We start from the raw sequence: 20,291 nt of genomic DNA on the forward strand, positions 1-20,291 counted from the left end.
GTTATACCCGTGTGCGGCCGGTTTCTACCGCGCAGTGTGTAGCGGGTACATGCTGCCCATAAACGACGGCGTTAAACCGTCAGATCCACTTGCTGATTATCAATCAAACGCGCATTGCCGAGCCAGGCGGCCATCAGAATCACTGCGCGCTGGCTGTCGACCGTCAGCGGCTGCAGCGTATCGGCATCGCAGATGGCCAGGCCGTCCGGGCGCAGGCCCTGATCGCGCAGCGTCTGTTCGGCGTGCTCAATAATCTCATCCACGTGCCGCTCGCCGTTGCTGAGGCGCTGCGCCATACTGTTCATCACCTGGCTGAGCACCGGCGCCAGCTTGCGTTCATCGGCAGTAAGATAGCCGTTACGTGAGCTGAGCGCGAGACCGTCTTTGGCGCGCACCGTCGGCACGCCAACGATGTCAATGTCAAAGCCCATGTCCGCCACCATCTTGCGGATGATCGCCAACTGCTGAAAATCCTTCTCGCCAAAACAGGCGATATCCGGCTGCACCAGATTAAACAGCTTGCTGACGATGGTGGCCACGCCGCGGAAATGACCGGGACGGCTGGCGCCCTCCAGCAGCGAGGAGAGGCCCGGGACTTCAACGAACGTCTGGCTGTCGAGACCCTGCGGATAGACATCGGCCGGCGCCGGGGCAAAGACCAGGTCGACGCTGTGGCGATTGAGTTTTTCACAATCGTCCTGCAGCGTGCGCGGATAGCGAGCCAGGTCGTCGGCGCGATCAAACTGCATCGGGTTAACGAAGATCGATACCACCACGATATCTGCGCGCTGGCGTGCTTCATCCACCAGCGTCAGATGCCCCTCATGCAGGTTGCCCATAGTGGGCACCAGCGCGATGCGTTTACCTGCCTGGCGCCAGCGTCGAATCTCACGGCGCAGCAGCGGCAGCGTTTCAATGATCAGCACTGCAAATCTCCTGATTTACTGGAAACTGTGTTCGGCAGCAGGGTAGGTGCCTGCCTCAACGTCGGCCATATACTGGCGAATTGCCGCACGAATGTCGCCGGTTTCCGCAAGGAAATTTTTAGCAAATTTTGGAATGTGGCCGCCGGTAATACCAAACGCGTCGTGCATCACCAGAATCTGGCCGTCGGTGACGTTACCGGCACCAATGCCGATCACCGGTACCGACAACGCTTTTGTGACGCGCTCAGCCAGCGCGACCGGCACGCACTCCAGCACCAGCAGCTGCATACCGGCCGCTTCCAGCGCCAGCGCATCCGCCAGCAGGCGCTCGGCTGCCGCTTCATCGCGCCCCTGCACCTTGTAGCCACCGAAGATATTAACCGACTGCGGCGTCAATCCCAGATGACCACACACCGGCACGGCGCGCTCGGTCAGCATGCGCACGGTCTCTGCCAGCCAGGCGCCGCCTTCCAGTTTTACCAGGTTGGCGCCGGCGCGCATCAGCTGCGCGGCACTGTCAAAGGTTTGCTGCGGCGTGGCGTAACTCATAAACGGCAGGTCGGCCATCACCAGCGCGTTGGGCGCACCGCGCCGCACCGCGGCGGTGTGATAAGCAATATCGTCGACCGTCACCGGCAGCGTGGAATCATGGCCCTGCACGGTCATGCCGAGCGAATCGCCAATCAGCAGCAGCGGAATGCCCTGGTCGGCAAACAGGCGCGCGAAGCTGAAATCGTAGGCGGTCAGCGTGGCGAACTTGCGGCCGCTGGCTTTCAGCTGGCGTAAGTGAGAGAGGGTGGTGGGTTTCATCGCAATCTCCAGCATTTTCTGATGCGCGCAGTGTACTGGATTGATTGCAAAGGCGATACGACGGGCGTGCGATTCTGCCGCGTCAGGCGGACCACAAGCGGATGCTGGTGCGGTCCAGCGTCGCCAGAATGCCGGCCAGCGGCTGGCCGTTCGGCAGGCGCAGCGCTGGCGCGATCTCCAGCAGCGGCACCAGCATGAAGGCGCGGTTGTGCATATCGTAGTGCGGCACCGTCAGGCGCGGCGTGTGGATCACCGCATTGCCGAACAGCATAATATCGAGGTCCAGCGTGCGCGGGCCCCAGCGTTCAGCTTTGCGCACCCGGCCATGCTCCAGCTCAATGCGCTGGGTGTGATCGAGCAGCGTTTCCGCGGCCAGTGTGGTCTCCAGCGCCACCACGGCGTTAAGGTAATCCGGCTGATCCGGCGGGCCGTACGGTGGCGTGCGATAAAACGCGGAGGTGGCTACGCGGTGGGTATCGGGAATGGCATCCAGCGCGGCCAGCGCTGCATCAACCTGATGCAGCGGATCGGCGAGATTACTGCCTAAGGCGAGATAGACCCGCGTCATGACGCGCTGTGGTTGCTGTCGCGGCGCGGGCCAGCTGGACGACGGCGTGGACGGCGCGGTTTACGGCGCGGAGCCGGATCGTCACCCAGGGTGTTGAGCATGGTTTTCTGCTGTGTCGGCACCGCCGACTGGAACTCGCCCCACCACTGGCTGAGGCGCAGCAGCTCGGCGTTGTTCTCGACTTCTGCGCGCAGCGCCAGCAGGTCGTAGGCAGCGCGGAATTTAGGATGCTCCATCAGCTTCCATGCGCGCTTACCGTGACGGCGCGACATGCGCAACTGCAGCTGCCAGATATCGCGAATCAGCGTGGTGATACGTTTCGGAATCGCCAGCGCACGGCAGGCTTCATCCAGCGTTTCGTTCATGGACAGCGCAAAGGCGTCGAAATAGGTCAGGCCGCTCTCCTGCGCAATCTGCTCGGCTGACTCCAGCTGCGGATACCAGAACATCGCCGCAAACAGGAACGCCGGATTCACGCGCATGTCGTTGTGCAGGCGGGTATCGGTGTTTTTCAGCACCTGGGCCAGCATGCGTTCCATCGAGCTGTCGCCCTGTTCGGTGAAGTTGCGCGCCAGCGTCGGGAACAGCGGCTGGAACAGCTGGTATTCGCGCATCATCAGATAGGTGCGATAACCGTAACCGGCCTGCAGCAGCTTCAGCGACTCCTCAAACAGGCGCGCCGGCGGAATGTCATTCAGCAGCGTGGCGAGGCGGGGAATCGGCTCGGCGGTTTCCGCCGCAATGCTCATGTCCAGCTTGGCGGCGAAGCGCACCACGCGCAGCATACGCACCGGATCTTCGCGGTAGCGCGTTTCCGGATCGCCAATCATGCGGATGATGCCTTCCTGCAGATCCTGCAGGCCACCGACGTAATCGCGTACGGTGAAATCAGCCACGCTGTAATAGAGGCTGTTGATGGTTAAATCGCGGCGCTGCGCATCATCTTCAATGTTGCCAAAAATGTTGTCGCGCAGCAGCATGCCGTTCTGACCGCGCTGCGAACCGTTGCGATCGTCGACGCTCTCTTCCTGATGATGGCCGCGGAACGTGGCGACTTCGATCACTTCCGGACCGAACATCACATGCGCCAGACGGAAGCGACGCCCGACCAGGCGGCAGTTGCGGAATAGCTTACGCATCTGCTCCGGCGTGGCGTTGGTGGTCACGTCAAAGTCCTTCGGCTTTTTACCCAGCAGCAAATCGCGCACGCCGCCGCCAACCAGATAGGCTTCGTATCCGGCTTTGTTCAGGCGATACAGCACTTTGAGAGCGTTTTCGCTGATATCTTTGCGTGAGATATTGTGGCTTTCCCGGGGGATAACGGTCATCAGACTTACGGTTTCCACCTCTTCAGGGGCCTCCTCATCACGCTTGAGGACTCTCCGGCAAAAATTAGCGACTCGGGTAAAAATGGGACACCTCGACAGTGAGAAAATGGGTGTGAATAAAATCAGCGGCTAATCATAGCCTGTTGCGAACCATTTAGGAATGGCGTTGTCGCCTCATCCGGTTGTTGCGCATCATGCCGCGGAATCGATGCGCTATCCCAGTGTGTAACGGCATGGTCCAGCAGCGCCTCCAGCCCATGGTCCTGCCAGCCCGGCAAAACCGACTGCCCCAGGAAGCTCAGCGCCTGCACCAGCACCGGTCGCGGATCGCCGTCCGGTAAGGCCGGCGCGTGGTTCTGCTTCGACAATTTATTACCGTCCGGGTTAATTGCCAGCGGCAGATGCAGATAAGCCGGCACCGGCCAGCCAAACTGCTGATACAGCGCAATCTGGCGCACCGTTGGCTCAATCAAATCCGCACCGCGCACAATCTCCGTCACGCCCTGAAAATGGTCATCGACCACCACCGCAAGGTTATAGGCGAACAGTCCATCACGACGGTGAATAATAAAGTCTTCCTGCGCCAGACGCGGCTCCGCCTGCAGATGGCCGCGCAGGCGATCGTCAAAACCGTACACCGGCGCATGCTGACGCAGCCGCAGCGCGGCGCCCTCCGGCTGCAGATGTAAATCGCGGCAGTGACCGTCGTAAAAGCCGCCCAGCTGCTGAATGCGGCTGCGCGGGCAGGTACAGAAGTAGCTTTGACGATGTTCGCGCAGCCAGCTCAGCGCCGCGCGATAGGCCTCGTGGCGCTGCGACTGCCACAGCACGTCGCCGTCCCAGTGCAGCCCATAATGCGTCAGCTGACGCAGGATGCGCGTTGCGGCACCGGCGACTTCACGCGGCGGATCGATATCTTCAATGCGCACCAGCCAGCGGCCCTGCTGCGCGCGCGCGCTCAGGTAGCTGCCTAATGCAGCTATCAGCGAACCGAAATGAAGATCACCGGAAGGAGAGGGGGCGAAACGCCCGATGCAGGGAAGCGTGGCGGACATCATGCTGTGGTACACCGCACGGCGGGAAAACAGTGGTTTTCCCGGCTGTGCGGCGACAGTCTGTTAACGGCCATTAACCTGCCATCTGCTTCTCGCGGATTTCTGCCAGCGTTTTGCAGTCAATGCAGAGATCGGCGGTCGGACGCGCTTCGAGACGGCGGATACCAATTTCGACTCCACAGGATTCGCAGTAGCCAAAGTCGTCGTCTTCCACTTTCTTGAGCGTTTTCTCAATCTTTTTAATGAGTTTGCGCTCACGATCGCGGTTACGCAGCTCCAGGCTGAACTCCTCTTCCTGGGCGGCACGGTCAACCGGATCCGGGAAGTTGGCAGCTTCGTCCTGCATATGCGACACAGTACGGTCTACTTCATCCCTGAGTTGGTTGCGCCAGGCTTCCAGAATCTTGCGGAAATGGCTCAGCTGGGCGTCATTCATATACTCTTCGCCCGGTTTCTCCTGATACGGCTCCACCCCAGCGATGGCGAGGATACTCAGGGACGATGTTTTACGGTTTTGCCCTTCTTGCATGTTGTTTCTCCTGGATAACACGCACTACCCGTTCTGTTTCAGATTGCGAAAGCCTTTGCCTGCAACCCGACGCATGCGGGGCATATCGATTCCCATCAGGGAAAAAAACAGGCCGCTATAAATAGCAGAAGCAATCAAGGTTGGCAATTATTCATGAACGCACCTTGACAAGCCTGTGAGGAACAGCGTATTTAGCGCACCGCTCAGAACATTCTTATCACAGCAAATAACGTTAAATATTACAACTGTGCGTTAATCGTTACCGTTAACGGCCGGGTAAGTAACATTTCTGCCGGTGAAATCTGAGCCTGATACGCCAACACTTCCACACCGCAGCGCTGCGCCTGTACCAGTAGTTCTGCGTATTGCGCATCGATATGGTGCGCCGGGGAAACGTCCTCAATCCCCGTGTGCAGAACAGCAAACAACAAAACGGCCCGGTGGCCTTCTGCCGCGATAGTGCTTAATTCGCGCAGATGTTTCTGTCCACGAGCCGTCACCGCATCCGGAAAATAGCCTTTACCATTTTGTAAAAGGGTGACGGACTTGACTTCAATATAGCAGTTGGCTTTGCCCTCCGCTTGCAACAGGAAGTCAATTCGGCTTTTTTCCGTGCCGTATTTCACCTCAGCCTGGCAGTGGCTATAAGCGGATAATTCCGGAATTGCGTCGCGCAGCAGCGCCTCGCGCACCAGTTGGTTAGCGCGCAGAGTATTGACGCAAATCCAGTGGCCCTGCGCGGTTTGCGTTATTTCCCAGCTATGCGGATATTTGCGCGTCGCGCTGGCCGAGGTGGAGTACCACACGGTGTCGCCTGGTGTGGCGCAGCCGGTCATCGCACCGGTATTGGCGCAGTGCAGGGTAAAGGTGTCACCTTCAGGCGTAATGACATCGGCTAAAAAACGTTTATAGCGGGTGATTAAGCGGGCTGATTGTAACGGCGGATCGAACTGCATTTATGCTCCTGCGGCAGATAACAGTGGCCAGCGCGCCAGCCGGCGATAGCGCGTGCGTCCCTGCGTGAAGCTGGACGCAAACAGCGCGAAATGACTCACCTCAATGCGCCAGTGAAAACCGCGCGGCGGCAGCGCCACGGCCTGCGCAGCGTGGCGCAGCAGGGTGATGTGGGGATGGAACGGCTGCGTACTCTGCGCACAGCCATGGCGCGCGGCCTGGGCGCGCAGCAGGTTGGCCAGCTGCAGTAAACCGCGCGGCGCGCGCTGGCAGCCAAGCCACACCACGCCGGGACGCGGCCAGTGACCGGCGTCATCGAGATCCAGCGTAAAGCCCGGCTGGCGGATGCGTGCCGCCAGCTGCTGCAGCTGGCCCGCCGTTTCCGTGCTGACCTCACCGAGAAACGCCAGCGTCAGGTGCAGATTCGCCGCCGCCACCGGTTTACCCGCGTCTGCGGCGAAGCAATCGGCCCGCCATTGCACCAGCTGTTGCTGGAGGGCATCAGGCAATTCGAGGGCAAAAAACAGTCGTTGCGTGGCCATGCTGAACTCCGGTAATTGGCGCCGGGTGGTGTACAATGCGCGCCATCTTAGCACAGGCAGAGTGGGAGTTGAGTGTGAGTGAGTTACCGGTAAGCGAGGTACTGCCTGCATTGCTGGCCGCGCTGGCGCAGTCGCCACAGGTGCTGCTGGCGGCCCCGACCGGCGCCGGGAAATCCACCTGGCTGCCGCTACAGCTGCTGCAACAGGCGCAGCTGTCAGGGCAAATCATCATGCTGGAGCCGCGCCGGCTGGCGGCACGCAACGTGGCACAGCGGCTGGCGGAACAGCTGGGTGAACAGCCGGGCGGGACGGTAGGCTATCGGCTGCGCGGGGAAAACTGCAGCAGCGCAGCGACACGTCTGCTGGTGGTCACCGAAGGCATTCTGACGCGCATGCTGCAGCGCGATCCGCTGCTGGAGGGCGTATCGCTGGTGATCCTCGACGAATTCCATGAGCGCAGCCTGCAGGCTGACCTGGCGCTGGCGCTGCTGCTTGATGTGCAGCAGGGATTGCGCGACGACCTGAAAATTCTGCTGATGTCGGCAACGCTGGATAATCAGCAGCTACGCAAGCTATTGCCCGACGCGCCGTTTATTGCGTCACAGGGGCGCAGCTTTCCGGTGATGCGACGTTACGCTTCGCTCAATCCGCAGCAGCGGTTTGAAGAGGCAGTGGCGCGCGAGGTGGCACAGTTGCTGCGGGATGAGCCCGGTTCGCTGCTGCTGTTTCTGCCCGGCGTGGCAGAGATTGAACGGGTGAAGCGTGAACTGGCGTCGCGCGTCAGTGATGAGGTGGATTTATCTCCTTTATATGGTGCGCTGTCGCTGGAGGCGCAGCGGCGGGCCATCCTGCCGGCCGCGCCGGGCCGGCGTAAAGTGGTGCTCGCCACCAATATCGCCGAGACCAGCCTGACGATTGAAGGCATCCGCCTGGTGATGGACAGCGCGCTGGAGCGCGCGGCGCAGTTTGACGTGCGCAGCGGCGTGACGCGTTTGCTGACCCAGCGCATCAGCCAGGCATCGATGACGCAGCGCGCTGGCCGCGCCGGTCGCCTGGCGCCGGGGATCTGCCTGCATCTGCTGCCGCAGGAGCAGGCGCTCCGTGCGGCGGCGCAGAGTGAGCCGGAGATACTCACCAGCGATCTGGCCTCGCTGCAGCTGGATTTACTGCAGTGGGGCTGTCAGGACGCGGCTCAGCTGCAATGGCTGGATAGTCCACCGGCGCGCAGCCTGCAGGCGGCACGTCAACAGCTGCAGCGGCTCGGCGCGCTGGATAGCGAAGGGCGGCTCAGCGCGCGCGGTCGTAAAATGGCGCAGCTCGGCAGCGATCCGCGTCTCACGGCGATGCTGTGCGCCGCCGGCGATGATGTGCACGCCATCGCCAGCGCGGCGCTGCTGGTGGCGATTCTGGAGGATCCGCCGCGCAGCGGCAGTGTCGATCTGCGTGATGCGCTCAACCAGCCACAGCCGCAGTGGCTGCGGCGCGCGCGCCACTGGCAGCAGCGCCTGAATGCAGGTCAGGGGCGCGTTGACGCCGATCGCTTCCCGGCGCTGCTGGCCGCCGGGTTTGCTGACCGGCTGGCGCAGCGTCGCGGTCACAGCGCGCGCTATCAGCTCGCCAATGGTATCGGCGCGATGCTGGATGAGCACGACGGCCTGAGCCGCTATGAGTGGCTGATTGCCCCGAGCCTGCTGCAGGGGGCCAGCAGCGCCGATGCGCGCATGCTGCTGGCGCTGCCGGTAGAGATGGATGCGCTGCGCCAGCAGTGCCCGCAGCTGGTGGAGCAGCGCACCGATGTGGACTGGGATGAAGACAAAGGCACGCTGCGCGCGTGGAAGCGGGAAGCGATTGGCGCGCTGATCCTGCGGGCCCAGCCGCAGGCGCGGCCCGAGCCGGAGATCCTGCATCCGGCGATGCTGCGCTGGATCCGCGAAAAAGGGCTGGCGGTGCTCGGCTGGACGCCAGAGGCAGAGCAGCTGCGTGTGCGCCTGCAGTGCGCCGCGCAGTGGCTGCCGGAAGAGGCGTGGCCGACGCTGGATGATGACACGCTGCTGGCCTCGCTGGAGCACTGGCTGCTGCCGGAGATGGGCGCAGTACGCGATTTGAAAGGGCTGCAGAGCGTTAATCTTGTCAGCGCTTTATTACATTTGCTGACATGGTCACAGCGGCAGCGGCTGGATACTGTGCTGCCAACTCATTACACTGTGCCGACCGGAAGTCGCCTGCCGATTCGCTACGATGCGGAAAAGCCCCCCGCGCTGGCGGTGCGTATGCAGGAGATGTTTGGCGAGGCGCAGAACCCGGCGGTTGCCGATGGGCGCGTTCCGCTGGTGCTGGAGCTGCTTTCGCCGGCGCACCGTCCGCTGCAGATCACCCGTGACCTCGCGGCGTTCTGGCGCGGTGCGTATCCTGAAGTGCAGAAAGAGATGAAAGGGCGCTATCCCAAACATCCGTGGCCGGACGATCCGGCCAGCGCCTTGCCGACGAGGCGCACCAAAAAATATTCCTCGTAGCCCGCAGTGGATCGAATTCAGAGGGTTCTGCCATGCGCGGCACGAGAAAGCAGTTAGAGTAGCGGCGCTGCCGTAGCTATGCCTGGAGAAAACAAAGCATGTCTGGGAACGATCGCGAACCTATTGGGCGCAAAGGAAAAGCGCCAAAGCCGCCGCGTAACGTTACGCGCCGGGGTCGCCGCAGGGAGCCTGAAGATGATATCGATCAGGACGATTTTGACGAAGATGATGAGGAGAGTGCGCCGGTGCCACCCAAAGGTAAAGGAAAACGACCCGCGCGTGGCAAACGCCGCTGGTTAGGCTGGTTGATTAAACTCTTCCTGGTGTTTGTCGTGGTGATGGCCGCCTGGGGCGTCTATCTCGATTCGGAAATCCGCAGCCGCATTGACGGTAAAGTGTGGCAGCTGCCGGCGGCCGTATACGGGCGCATGGTTAGCCTCGAACCGGGCATGGCTTACGACAAGAAAGAGATGATTGCGCTGCTGGAAGGCACGCAGTATCGCGAAGTGTCGCGTATTACCCGTCCGGGTGAGTTCAGCGTGAAAGGCAACACTATCGACCTGCTGCGCCGTCCGTTTGATTTTCCGGACAGCAAAGAGGGCCAGATTAACGCGCGTCTCACCTTCAGTAACAACGAGCTGAGCGAGATTAAAAACCTCGATACCGGACGCGACTTTGGCTTCTTCCGCCTCGATCCGCGGCTGATCACTATGTTGCAGTCGCCAAACGGCGAGCAGCGTCTGTTTGTGCCGCGCGCCGGGTTCCCGGATCTGCTGGTCGATACGCTGATCGCCACCGAAGACCGCCACTTCTACGAGCATGACGGCATCAGCCCGTACTCGATTGGTCGCGCCTTCCTTGCCAATATCACCGCCGGTAAAGCGGTGCAGGGCGGCAGTACGCTGACGCAGCAGCTGGTGAAAAACCTGTTCCTCACCAACGAACGCTCGCTGTGGCGTAAAGCGCGTGAAGCCTATATGGCGGTGATCATGGATGCGCGCTACAGCAAAGATCGCATTCTTGAGCTCTACCTGAACGAGGTGTATCTCGGCCAGGCGGGCAACGACCAAATCCGCGGTTTCCCGCTGGCCAGCCTGTACTACTTTGGCCGCCCTGTGGACGAACTGAGCCTTGATCAGCAGGCGATGCTGGTCGGCATGGTTAAAGGTGCGTCACTGTACAATCCGTGGCGCAATCCGCAGCTGGCGCTGGAGCGTCGTAACCTGGTGCTGCGTCTGCTGCAACAGCAGAAAGTGATCGATCAGGAGCTGTACGACATGCTGTCGGCGCGGCCGCTTGGCGTCCAGCCGAAAGGCGGGGTGATCACGCCGCAGCCGGCGTTTATGCAAATGGTGCGTAATGAGCTGCAGGCGAAGCTGGGTGATAAGGTCAAAGACCTCTCCGGCGTGAAGATCTTCACCACGCTCGATCCGATTTCGCAGGATGCGGCGGAAAAAGCGGTTGAAGACGGCATTCCCACGCTGAAGAAACAGCGCGGGCTGAAAGATCTGGAAACCGCGATGGTGGTGGTCGACCGCTTCAGTGGTGAAGTGCGCGCCATGGTCGGCGGTGCCGATCCACAGTTTGCCGGCTATAACCGCGCGCTGCAGGCGCGTCGCTCGATTGGTTCACTGGCAAAACCGGCGACCTATCTGACCGCCCTCAGCCAGCCAAACAGCTATCGCCTGAACAGCTGGATCGCCGACGAGCCGATCGCGCTGAAACAGCCAAACGGTTCAGTGTGGAAGCCGATGAACGACGATCGTCGCTTCAGCGGTAAAGTGATGCTGGTGGATGCGCTGACTAACTCGATGAACGTGCCAACCGTTAACCTCGGTATGACGCTGGGACTCGATGCGGTAGTGGATACCTGGACTAAACTGGGCGTGCCAAAAGATCAGCTGCATCCGGTACCGGCCATGCTGCTGGGGGCGCTTAACCTGACGCCGATTGAAGTGGCGCAGGCGTTCCAGTCAATTGCCAGCGGCGGTAACCGCGCAGCGCTGTCGGCGGTGCGCTCGGTAATTGCGGAAGATGGCACGGTGCTGTATCAGAGCTTCCCGCAGGCGCAGCGCGTTGAGCCGGCGCAGGCGGCGTATCTGACGCTGTATACCATGCAGCAGGTGGCCGATCACGGTACGGCGCGGGCGCTGGGCGCACGCTTCCCGGGTGCGCATCTGGCGGCGAAAACCGGTACCACCAATGACCTGATCGACAGCTGGTTTGCCGGTATTGATGGCAAAGAAGTGGCGATCACCTGGGTTGGCCGCGACAACAACCAGACCTCGAAGCTGTACGGTGCCAGTGGTGCGATGCAGATCTATCGTCGCTACCTCGACAACCAGGCGCCGATGCCACTGGTCCTGACGCCACCGGAAGATATCACTCAGATGAATATCGATTCGGCCGGTAACTTTGTCTGCGGCAGCGGCAGCAGCACCTGGCGTTCGCTGCCGGTGTGGGCGCTGGATCCGAACGCGCTGTGCCAGCAGCAACAGCAGCAGATTCAGCAGCAGCAACAGCAACAACAGCAACAGCAGCAACAGCAACAGCCGCAGGGCGAGCAGAAGGACTCTGACGGCGTCGCGGGCTGGATTAAAGATATGTTTGGCAGTAAATAAGCCATCCGGCACTGCACCGGCTTTATACCTTCAGAGCCTGTGCGGTGCCGGCGCTTTACCACCACCACGTGGCGGCGCCAGATACATGGCGGCGCTCCAGCCTGAGTCTTGCATATAAGCTGAATTTAACTCCCTCTGGCGCTGCGGCGCCTTTTTCTTTGCCCGCCATTTTTTTAGCCGCGATCATGGATATGTGCGATCCGCTGGCAAACTCACCGCCAGCAGGCATTACATCTTGCGGTGCTTGCCGGGTTTCGCCTAAAATCCGTGCGTCTAATAATCATTCTCGTTTCCATTCGCCTGCATTGTTCTATTTTCATGAGATCCCACTATGAATGCGCGAAACACTTTTCCTTGTTCTCTGCGCGCGGTGACCACCCGTCGACCGCTCGCGTTATTGATTTCCCTGACTCTGGGCACACTCAGCATGCAGGCGCTGGCCGAAGATACCGTGGTGGTGACGGCTGATGGCGGCAGCGGCGTCGCGCAGGAGAGCGCATGGGGACCGTCGCCGACCATCGCCGCTAAACACAGCGCGACCGGCACCAAAACCGATACGCCAATCGAGAAGAATCCGCAGTCGGTGTCGGTGGTGACGCAGGAAGAGATGTCAATGCATGCGGTGACCAGCGTCAAAGGTGCGTTCAATTACACGCCAGGCGTGCTGACCGGTAACCGCGGCAGCTCGGACGTTATCGATGCGCTGTCGATTCGCGGCTTCAGCGAAACCAACACCAATCAGTATCTGGATGGCCTGAAGCTGCAGGGTGACAACTACTCCGAATTCGCTATCGATCCTTACTTCCTTGAGCGCGCGGAGCTGCTGCGCGGTCCGGTTTCGGTGCTGTACGGTAAGAGCAACCCGGGCGGTGTGGTGTCACTGGTGAGCAAGCGGCCGACCCAGGAGACGCTGCGTGAAGTCCAGTTCCAGATGGGCACCGACAACCTGTTCTCCACCGGCTTCGATTTTGGCGGCTCACTGGATGATGACGGCGTTTACAGCTATCGCCTGACCGGCCTGGCGCGCAGCGCTGATGCGCAACAGGAGATGAACAAAGAGAAGCGCTATACCCTTGCGCCTTCGTTCAGCTGGCGTCCCGATGCCAATACCCGCTTCGACCTGCTGACCTACTTCCAGAACGAACCGGAAACCGGCTATTACGGCTGGCTGCCGCGCGAAGGCACCGTGGTGGGCATCACCAGGCCGGACGGCAGCAGCTATAAGCTGCCCACCAATTTCGATGAAGGCGAAGACAGCAATAAGATCTCGCGCAACACCAAAATGGTTGGCTACAACTTTGAGCACAGCTTTAACGATACCTGGACAGTGCGCCAGAATCTGCGCTATGCCGAAATGCAGACCGATTATCGCAGTATTTATGGCTTCGGTTATAACCCTGAGAATCAACTGATTACCCGCAATGCCGCATTCTCAAAAGAAAAACTCAACCAGTTTGCCGTGGATACGCAAGCGCAGGCTAAATTCGCAACCGGTGATTTAGCCCATACGTTACTGCTGGGCGTCGATTTTCAGCGCACCCGTAACGATATTGATGGTCAGTTCGGCACCGCTACCGGCCTGAGTCCATTCAATCCGCAATATGGCAACGACAGCTACACCCCTTATGACGATCCTTATCAGCGTTTGAACCAGCAACGCCAGACCGGTCTGTACGCGCAGGATCAAATGGAGTGGAACCGCTGGGTACTGACGCTCGGTGGCCGCTACGACTACGCGATGAATTCCGTTACCGACCGCGTAGCGCAGAGCGTTGATCGCCAGAACGATCAGGCCTTTACCTGGCGTGGTGGTGTTAACTATGTGTTCGATAATGGCATTGCACCTTATTTCAGTTACAGCGAAGCGTTTATTCCTAATGCTGGCGCAACATGGGGCGGCGAAGCGTTTGATCCGTCACGCGCTAAACAATATGAAGCGGGCGTAAAATACGTTCCCAAAGATCGTCCGATTGTCATGACGGCGGCGGTCTATCAGCTGACCAAAACGAAGAATCTGACGGCCGATCCCGATTCAAGCCATCAATTTGCCAGCGTGCAAAGCGGTGAAATCCGCTCACGCGGCGTCGAGCTGGAAGCCAAAGCGGCGCTTAACGCCAACATCAACCTGACGGCGGCTTACTCTTACACCGATGCGGAATACACCGAAGACACCTTGCTAAAAGGCCGTACGCCGGTGCAGGTGCCGAAGCATATGGCTTCGCTGTGGGGCGATTACACCTTCCACGAAACCGCCCTATCGGGCTTCACCGTGGGGGCCGGAGTGCGCTACGTGGGTGAAAGCAAAGGCCTGTACGCCAGCGGCCCAAATGCCAACCAGAACTTTGACGTCGCTGCTTACACCACTGTAGATGCCGCACTGAAGTACGATCTGGGCCGCTTCGGCTTGCCGGGCTCAACCGTCGGCGTCAACATCAACAACCTGTTCGATCGCGAATACGTTGCCAGCTGCTACCGCGACTACGCCTGCTACTGGGGCGCAGAGCGCCAGATCGTCGGTACCGCCACCTTCCGCTTCTGATACTGAACACAGGGCGCTGTGGCGCCCGTTAACCAGGGATTATCATGCAGCATCCGCACCACGCAGAAACCACCTTTTCACTGGAAAACGTCAGCTTCCGTGTGCCCGGCCGCACGCTGCTGCATCCGCTGTCGCTGACTTTCGCTCCGGGCAAAGTCACCGCGCTGATCGGGCATAACGGTTCCGGTAAATCCACGCTGCTGAAGATGCTCGGTCGTCACCATGCCGCCAGCGAAGGGCGCGTGATGCTGAACGGTGAGGCGGTTGATACCTGGAGCAGTAAAGCTTTTGCACGTCAGGTAGCCTATCTGCCGCAGCAGCTGCCCGCGGCGGAGGGCATGACGGTACGCGAGCTGGTGGCGATTGGGCGCTATCCGTGGCACGGTGCGCTGGGGCGCTACGGCCAGGAAGATCGCGATCGGGTAGACGAGGCGATTGCGCTGGTTGGACTGAAACCCTTCGCCGGGCGGCTGGTGGACAGCCTGTCCGGCGGCGAGCGTCAGCGCGCGTGGCTGGCGATGCTGGTGGCGCAGAACAGCCGCTGCCTGCTGCTGGACGAACCCACATCTGCGCTGGATATCGCCCATCAGGTGGATGTGCTGGCGCTGATTCAGCGCCTCAGCCACGAACGCGGCCTGACGGTGATAGCGGTACTGCACGATCTCAACATGGCGGCTCGCTACTGTGACCGGCTGGTGGCGCTGCGCGCGGGCGAAGTGATCGCGCAAGGCGGACCGGAAGCGATTATGCAGGCCGGGGTGCTGGGTGATATTTATGGCATTCCGATGGGCATTCTGCCGCATCCGCAGGGCGGCGCGCCCGTCAGCTTTGTCTACTGAGGCCTCGTGATGTTCGACATTTCCCGTCGCCGTCTGCTGACCGCGCTGGCGCTCTCGCCGCTGTTGAACCTTGCACCGCTGCGCGCCGCGCCGCCGGACAACCAGCGCATCCTGGCGCTGGAGTGGCTGCCGGTGGAGCTGCTGATGGCGCTCGGCGTCGCCCCGCTCGGCGTGGCCGATCTGCATAACTACGCCATCTGGGTGGGCGACCCGGTCTTGCCGGCCGGCACCCTCGATCTCGGCTTACGCACCGAACCCAATCTGGAACTGATGACCCAGCTGGCACCGTCACTGATCCTGCACTCCAACGGTTACGGCCCGGCGGTCGACAAGCTGGAGCGCATTGCGCCGACGATGGGCTTTGACCTCAACAGCGGCGATGGCAAACCGTTCACCACCGCGCGCACATCGCTGCATGCGCTGGGTGCCCGGCTTGGCCTTGAAGCGCAGGCACAGGCCCATTTGCACTGGGTGGATGGTGAAGTGGCGGCCGCGCGTGAGCGGTTACGTCCGTGGGCGCAGCGTCCGCTGCTGCTGATGTCGCTGATGGATCCGCGTCACGCCATTACCTTCGGTAAAGGCAGCCTGTTCCTCGAAGTGATGGAGCAGCTTGGCCTGCGCAATGCCTGGCAGGGCGAAACCAACTTCTGGGGCAGTGCGGTTGTCGGGCTGGAGCGGCTGGCGGAGGTCGGTGACGTTGAGGTGATCTGCTTCGATCACGATAACGAACGCGATATGCAGCAGGTGACGCAAAGCGCACTGTGGCAGGCGCTGCCGTTTGTCCGTTCCGGCCGTTTCCGGCGGGTGCCGGCGGTGTGGTACTACGGCGCCACTTACTCAGCCATCAAATTTATTCGCGTGCTGGAACGCGCGCTGGAGTCGCACTGATGCGCAACCGTCTGTTTCCCGTCGCGCTGCTCAGCGTGCTCAGTTTACTGGCGCTGGCGCTCACGTTTATCAACCTGCGCCAGGCGCTGCCGCTGGCGCAGTGGCAGCAGGCGATGTTCGCGCCGGATATCGATAACATCCGTCAGGTGGTGTTCCACTACAGCCTGCTGTCGCGGCTGGCGCTGGCGTTGCTGGTCGGGGCCGGACTTGGCCTCGCGGGCCTGCTGTTCCAGCAGGTGCTGCGCAATCCGCTGGCGGAGCCGACCACGCTGGGCGTCTCTTCCGGCGCGCAGCTTGGCCTGACCGTCGCCACCCTGTGGCAACTGCCGGGCGGGGAGCTGACGCAGCAGTTTGCCGCGATGGGCGGGGCGGTGCTGGTCGGCGTGCTGGTGTTTGGCATCGCCTGGGGCAAGCGTCTGTCGCCGGTGACGCTGATCCTCGCCGGTCTGGTACTGAGCCTGTATGCCGGCGCGGTTAATCAAATCTTTGCCATCTTCAATCACGATCAGCTGCAAAACATGTTTCTGTGGAGCACCGGCGCGCTGAACCAGCTCGACGGCCACAACGTGGCGCTGCTGTGGCCGCGCCTGCTGCTGGCGTTCGCACTGGCGCTGGCGCTGTTGCGTCCGCTGACGTTGATGGGGCTGGATGATGGCGTGGCAAAAAACCTCGGTCTGGCGCTGTCGGCGGCGCGCATTGCCGCGCTGGCGCTGGCGATCCTGCTCAGTGCGCAGCTGGTTAACGTCGCCGGTATCATCGGCTTTATCGGGCTGTTCGCGCCGCTGCTGGCGAAGATGCTGGGGGCGCGTCGTCTGCTGAGCCGCTTGCTGCTGGCGCCGCTGATTGGCGCACTTCTGCTGTGGCTGGCCGATCAGTGCGTGCTGTGGCTGACCGCGCACTGGCGTGAAGTGTCAACCGGGACGGCTACCGCGCTGATTGGCGTGCCGATTCTGCTGTGGCTGCTGCCGCGTCTGCGCACGGGCTCGCTGCCGCCGGCGATGAATGCCAGCGACACTGTGCCGCAGGAGCGGCAGGCCGTGCTGCGCTGGTGTCTGGCGGGCGTGATGATTTTGGCGCTGTGCAGTCTGGCGGGCATTGCGTTTGGGCGCGACGCACACGGCTGGACGTGGGTCAGCGGCGATATGCTGCAACAGCTGCTGCCGTGGCGCGTCCCGCGCGTGCTGGCGGCGCTGGTGGTCGGCACGATGCTGGGCGTCGCCGGGGTGCTGATTCAGCGTCTGACCGGTAATCCGATGGCCAGTCCGGAAGTGCTGGGCATCAGCTCCGGGGCGGCCTGCGGGGTAGTGGTTATGCTGTTCTTTGTGCCCGGCAACGCGGTCGCCTGGCTGCTGCCGGCCGGCGTGCTGGGCGCCGCGCTGACGCTGCTGGTGATTATGCTGGTGGCCAGCCGCGGCGGTTTTGCACCGGAACGCATGTTGCTGGCCGGAATGGCGCTGAACAGTGCGTTTGTCACGTTACTGATGGTGTTGCTGGCGAGCGGCGATCCGCGCATGGCCGGGCTGCTGAGCTGGATTTCCGGTTCGACGTACAACATCTCAATGACGCAGGCGCTGCAGAGTGCTGTCGTGGGCATGATACTGGTGGCGCTGGCACCGCTGGCCAGCCGCTGGCTGACGCTGCTGCCGCTCGGCAGTGCCACGGCGCGCTCAGCCGGCATGGCGCTGAACCGATCGCGCTTCAGCCTGCTGTTGCTGGCGGCTGCGCTGACCGCCACCGCGACGCTCACTATTGGTCCGCTGAGTTTTATTGGCCTGATGGCGCCGCATATTGTGCGCATGCTCGGCTTCCGTCGCGCGCTGCCGCAATTGCTGATGGCTGGCCTGCTCGGGGGTGGCCTGCTGGTGTTCGCCGACTGGTGCGGTCGCATGCTGGCCTTCCCGGATCAAATCCCGGCGGGTCTGATGGCGACCTTCTTCGGCGCGCCGTATTTTATCTGGCTGCTAAGGCGCGCTTAGTGAAGCGGGGCGCTATCAATGGCGCCCCGGCAGGTTTACAGCTGCGCGAAGCAGCGGCGGGCGGCATCGACGGTGCGCTGAATATCTTCCTGGCTGTGCGCCAGTGACATAAAGCCGGCCTCATAGGCCGATGGCGCGAGGTAAACACCTTCCTGCAGCATCAGATGGAAGAAACGCTTAAAGCGCTCCACATCGCACTTTGTCACGTCGGCGTAGCAGGTCACGCTGTCGGCGTCGGTGAAGAAAATACCGAACATGCCACCGACGTGGTTCACCACCAGCGGGATATTTTCCGCCTCCGCCGCCGCCAGCAGGCCAGCACACAGCTGGTCGGTGAGTGCGGTTAAGGTCGCATGGGTGCCAGGCTGCGCAATCTGCGACAGGCAGGCAAAACCGGCGGCCATGGCAATCGGGTTGCCGGACAGCGTACCCGCCTGATACACCGGGCCGGTGGGAGCCAGCGCGGCCATCACTTCGCGGCGGCCGCCAAAGGCACCAACCGGCATACCGCCGCCGATGATCTTGCCGAGACAGGTCAGGTCTGGCGTAACGTCGTAATACGCCTGGGCACCGCCCAGCGCCACGCGGAAGCCGGTCATAACTTCATCAATAATCAGCAGCGCGCCAAACTCATCGCACAGCGCACGCAGGCCCGGCAGGAATTCCGGCTGCGGCGGGATACAGTTCATGTTGCCCGCCACCGGTTCGACGATAATACAGGCGATCTCTTGCGGATACTGCTCAAACGCCGCGCGCACCGAGTCGAGATCGTTATAGGTGCAGGTCAGGGTGTGACGGGCGAAATCCGCCGGCACGCCCGGCGAGTTGGGCTGGCCGAGGGTCAGCGCACCGGAACCGGCTTTCACCAGCAGGCAGTCAGCGTGGCCGTGGTAGCAGCCTTCAAATTTGATGATCTTGTCACGCTGGGTGAAACCCCGCGCCAGGCGGATGGCGCTCATGGTGGCTTCGGTGCCGGAGTTAACCATACGCACCATGTCCATGCTCGGCACCAGCTCGCACACCAGCTCGGCCATCTTCACTTCCATCTCGGTCGGCGCGCCAAAACTCAGGCCGCGCGCGGCGGCTTCGATCACCGCATTGCGAATGGTGGCGTTATTGTGGCCCAGCACCATCGGTCCCCAGGAGCCGACGTAATCGATATAGGCTTTGCCATCGGCATCATACAGATAGGCACCGTCGGCGCGTTCGATGAACAGCGGCACGCCGCCCACGCCGGTAAAGGCACGCACCGGGGAGTTCACGCCGCCCGGGATCAGGCGTTGTGCTTCGGCATACAGGTTTTCTGACTTACTCATGGTTCGGCTCCTGCTGTTCTGGAAAAAATCTGGCGCCATTCTACGGAAGAGCGGCCGGTGAAGAAAGGCGCGCGGCCGCTTGCGCCTGCGACATTGCTATACTTTATGCCATAACTGGCGGCACACAGTGTCAAGGGCGCTACTTGATTGCACTGGACGGCTGGCAGATAATAGCGAAATTGAGGTCGTTTTCTGACCTGGACGTTTACCCGGAGTAAAAGATGAGTGACGACGTAGCCGCGCTGCCTCTGCAGTTCACCGATGCAGCAGCGAAAAAAGTAAAAAACCTGATTGCGGATGAAGAGAATCCGGCGCTGAAACTGCGCGTATATATCACCGGCGGGGGCTGCAGTGGCTTCCAGTATGGTTTTACTTTTGACGATCAAATGAATGACGGCGACATGACCATCGAGAAGCAGGGTGTGGCGCTGGTAGTTGACCCGATGAGCCTGCAGTATCTGGTGGGCGGATCGGTTGACTACACCGAAGGTCTGGAAGGTTCCCGCTTTATCGTGACCAATCCCAACGCCAAAACCACCTGCGGCTGCGGCTCCTCTTTCAGCATCTGATGCTGGGCTGGCTGCCGTTCTGGCAGCCATCATTTACCACTCAATCGTCACTAAGCGAGCCGTTTCACGGCGCATCGCATCGCGGTTCAATACGCTTTGTGTCACGCGCGGCTGCGCGCTGAAATGCCGGCCGCAGTCAACAGACGGCAGCGTCTGCTCACTCGGGCGTGAAATATCGCAGCGGGAGAAAATCGTTAGCGAGACGGCGATAGAGCCCGTGGTGGTTGCCGCACCGATCGGTGCAGCCACGATCAGCCCTATGGCCAGCAGCAGCGCTCTGGTCATGGTGAAATCCTGGTGATGTCAAAAGTGCGCTAT

Annotated in this window: 17 protein-coding genes; 7 read left to right on the top strand and 10 right to left on the bottom strand. The window is 61.3% G+C overall.

The features are described from left to right. Nucleotides 1-71: 71 nt before the first annotated feature. From panC to thpR, 8 genes are all read right to left on the bottom strand, one after another. Nucleotides 72-926, bottom strand: coding sequence for a pantoate--beta-alanine ligase (panC, locus tag C1Y42_RS17475; protein ID WP_021507517.1), 855 nt, complete (start codon nt 924-926; stop codon nt 72-74). A gap of 15 nt (nt 927-941) precedes the next feature. Beyond that, complete coding sequence (gene panB / locus C1Y42_RS17480; protein ID WP_088516660.1) at nt 942-1,736, bottom strand: 3-methyl-2-oxobutanoate hydroxymethyltransferase; 795 nt, start codon at nt 1,734-1,736, stop codon at nt 942-944. An 82-nt stretch (nt 1,737-1,818) separates the two neighbouring features. After that, nucleotides 1,819-2,304 carry a 2-amino-4-hydroxy-6-hydroxymethyldihydropteridine diphosphokinase gene (folK, locus tag C1Y42_RS17485; protein WP_104094020.1) on the bottom strand — a complete coding sequence of 162 codons (486 nt, stop codon included), beginning with the start codon at nt 2,302-2,304 and terminating at the stop codon, nt 1,819-1,821. After that, nucleotides 2,301-3,716 (bottom strand): polynucleotide adenylyltransferase PcnB, encoded by a 1,416-nt coding sequence (gene pcnB, locus C1Y42_RS17490; protein WP_233210733.1) that lies wholly within the window; start codon nt 3,714-3,716, stop codon nt 2,301-2,303. The genes folK and pcnB overlap by 4 nt, the downstream gene beginning before the upstream one ends. Before the next feature lie 38 nt (nt 3,717-3,754). Next, nucleotides 3,755-4,690 carry a tRNA glutamyl-Q(34) synthetase GluQRS gene (gene gluQRS, locus C1Y42_RS17495; RefSeq protein ID WP_370445711.1) on the bottom strand — a complete coding sequence of 312 codons (936 nt, stop codon included), beginning with the start codon at nt 4,688-4,690 and terminating at the stop codon, nt 3,755-3,757. A gap of 70 nt (nt 4,691-4,760) precedes the next feature. After that, complete coding sequence (dksA, locus tag C1Y42_RS17500; RefSeq protein ID WP_021507512.1) at nt 4,761-5,216, bottom strand: RNA polymerase-binding protein DksA; 456 nt, start codon at nt 5,214-5,216, stop codon at nt 4,761-4,763. Between the two features lie 239 nt (nt 5,217-5,455). Then, a complete protein-coding gene (gene sfsA, locus C1Y42_RS17505; protein ID WP_021507511.1) occupies nt 5,456-6,172 on the bottom strand; it encodes a DNA/RNA nuclease SfsA in 717 nt (238 codons plus the stop codon). Next, on the bottom strand, nt 6,173-6,712 hold the full coding sequence (thpR, locus tag C1Y42_RS17510; RefSeq protein WP_104094022.1) for an RNA 2',3'-cyclic phosphodiesterase: 540 nt from the start codon (nt 6,710-6,712) through the stop codon (nt 6,173-6,175). It abuts the gene before it with no gap. 35 nt (nt 6,713-6,747) lie between these two features. Here thpR and hrpB point away from each other — a divergent pair, with 35 nt between their 5' ends. The 6 genes from hrpB to fhuB all read left to right on the top strand — a co-directional run bounded on the left by hrpB (nt 6,748) and on the right by fhuB (nt 18,088). After that, entirely contained in the window at nt 6,748-9,225 is a 2,478-nt protein-coding gene (gene hrpB / locus C1Y42_RS17515; RefSeq protein WP_104094023.1) for an ATP-dependent helicase HrpB, read from the top strand. A 98-nt stretch (nt 9,226-9,323) separates the two neighbouring features. After that, the gene (mrcB, locus tag C1Y42_RS17520) at nt 9,324-11,846 is read left to right on the top strand and encodes a bifunctional glycosyl transferase/transpeptidase (RefSeq protein ID WP_104094024.1); all 2,523 of its coding nucleotides are present in this window, start codon (nt 9,324-9,326) and stop codon (nt 11,844-11,846) included. A 331-nt stretch (nt 11,847-12,177) separates the two neighbouring features. Continuing rightward, on the top strand, nt 12,178-14,385 hold the full coding sequence (gene fhuA / locus C1Y42_RS17525) for a ferrichrome porin FhuA (protein WP_104094025.1): 2,208 nt from the start codon (nt 12,178-12,180) through the stop codon (nt 14,383-14,385). Nucleotides 14,386-14,429: 44 nt separating this feature from the next. Beyond that, nucleotides 14,430-15,224 (top strand): Fe3+-hydroxamate ABC transporter ATP-binding protein FhuC, encoded by a 795-nt coding sequence (gene fhuC, locus C1Y42_RS17530; protein ID WP_088516628.1) that lies wholly within the window; start codon nt 14,430-14,432, stop codon nt 15,222-15,224. Between the two features lie 9 nt (nt 15,225-15,233). Next, on the top strand, nt 15,234-16,112 hold the full coding sequence (fhuD, locus tag C1Y42_RS17535) for a Fe(3+)-hydroxamate ABC transporter substrate-binding protein FhuD (protein WP_104094026.1): 879 nt from the start codon (nt 15,234-15,236) through the stop codon (nt 16,110-16,112). Next, complete coding sequence (fhuB, locus tag C1Y42_RS17540) at nt 16,112-18,088, top strand: Fe(3+)-hydroxamate ABC transporter permease FhuB (RefSeq protein WP_104094027.1); 1,977 nt, start codon at nt 16,112-16,114, stop codon at nt 18,086-18,088. Before fhuD ends, fhuB begins: the two co-directional genes overlap by 1 nt. A 35-nt stretch (nt 18,089-18,123) precedes the next feature. Here the strand turns inward: fhuB and hemL are convergent, their stop codons facing one another. Further along, a complete protein-coding gene (gene hemL / locus C1Y42_RS17545; protein ID WP_021507502.1) occupies nt 18,124-19,404 on the bottom strand; it encodes a glutamate-1-semialdehyde 2,1-aminomutase in 1,281 nt (426 codons plus the stop codon). Between the two features lie 221 nt (nt 19,405-19,625). Here hemL and erpA point away from each other — a divergent pair, with 221 nt between their 5' ends. Next, nucleotides 19,626-19,973, top strand: a complete 348-nt coding sequence (gene erpA, locus C1Y42_RS17550) for an iron-sulfur cluster insertion protein ErpA (protein WP_021507501.1) — start codon at nt 19,626-19,628, stop codon at nt 19,971-19,973. Nucleotides 19,974-20,006: 33 nt separating this feature from the next. Here the strand turns inward: erpA and C1Y42_RS17555 are convergent, their stop codons facing one another. Next, complete coding sequence (locus tag C1Y42_RS17555) at nt 20,007-20,258, bottom strand: hypothetical protein (RefSeq protein WP_058780468.1); 252 nt, start codon at nt 20,256-20,258, stop codon at nt 20,007-20,009. Nucleotides 20,259-20,291: the final 33 nt, after the last annotated feature.

It is taken from the genome of Pantoea sp. ICBG 985 (assembly GCF_002928365.1).
Lineage (GTDB): Bacteria > Pseudomonadota > Gammaproteobacteria > Enterobacterales > Enterobacteriaceae > Pantoea > Pantoea dispersa.

Bases quoted from the DNA above. Each gene is read 5' to 3' on its own strand.
- panB (WP_088516660.1), bottom strand. From the start codon at position 1,736: ATGAAACCCACCACCCTCTCTCACTTACGCCAGCTGAAAGCCAGCGGC.
- thpR (WP_104094022.1), bottom strand. From the start codon at position 6,712: ATGGCCACGCAACGACTGTTTTTTGCCCTCGAATTGCCTGATGCCCTC.
- folK (WP_104094020.1), bottom strand. From the start codon at position 2,304: ATGACGCGGGTCTATCTCGCCTTAGGCAGTAATCTCGCCGATCCGCTG.
- erpA (WP_021507501.1), top strand. From the start codon at position 19,626: ATGAGTGACGACGTAGCCGCGCTGCCTCTGCAGTTCACCGATGCAGCA.
- hemL (WP_021507502.1), bottom strand. From the start codon at position 19,404: ATGAGTAAGTCAGAAAACCTGTATGCCGAAGCACAACGCCTGATCCCG.
- dksA (WP_021507512.1), bottom strand. From the start codon at position 5,216: ATGCAAGAAGGGCAAAACCGTAAAACATCGTCCCTGAGTATCCTCGCC.
- mrcB (WP_104094024.1), top strand. From the start codon at position 9,324: ATGTCTGGGAACGATCGCGAACCTATTGGGCGCAAAGGAAAAGCGCCA.
- sfsA (WP_021507511.1), bottom strand. From the start codon at position 6,172: ATGCAGTTCGATCCGCCGTTACAATCAGCCCGCTTAATCACCCGCTAT.
- fhuA (WP_104094025.1), top strand. From the start codon at position 12,178: ATGAATGCGCGAAACACTTTTCCTTGTTCTCTGCGCGCGGTGACCACC.
- fhuB (WP_104094027.1), top strand. From the start codon at position 16,112: ATGCGCAACCGTCTGTTTCCCGTCGCGCTGCTCAGCGTGCTCAGTTTA.
- gluQRS (WP_370445711.1), bottom strand. From the start codon at position 4,690: ATGATGTCCGCCACGCTTCCCTGCATCGGGCGTTTCGCCCCCTCTCCT.
- C1Y42_RS17555 (WP_058780468.1), bottom strand. From the start codon at position 20,258: ATGACCAGAGCGCTGCTGCTGGCCATAGGGCTGATCGTGGCTGCACCG.
- fhuC (WP_088516628.1), top strand. From the start codon at position 14,430: ATGCAGCATCCGCACCACGCAGAAACCACCTTTTCACTGGAAAACGTC.
- hrpB (WP_104094023.1), top strand. From the start codon at position 6,748: ATGCGCGCCATCTTAGCACAGGCAGAGTGGGAGTTGAGTGTGAGTGAG.
- fhuD (WP_104094026.1), top strand. From the start codon at position 15,234: ATGTTCGACATTTCCCGTCGCCGTCTGCTGACCGCGCTGGCGCTCTCG.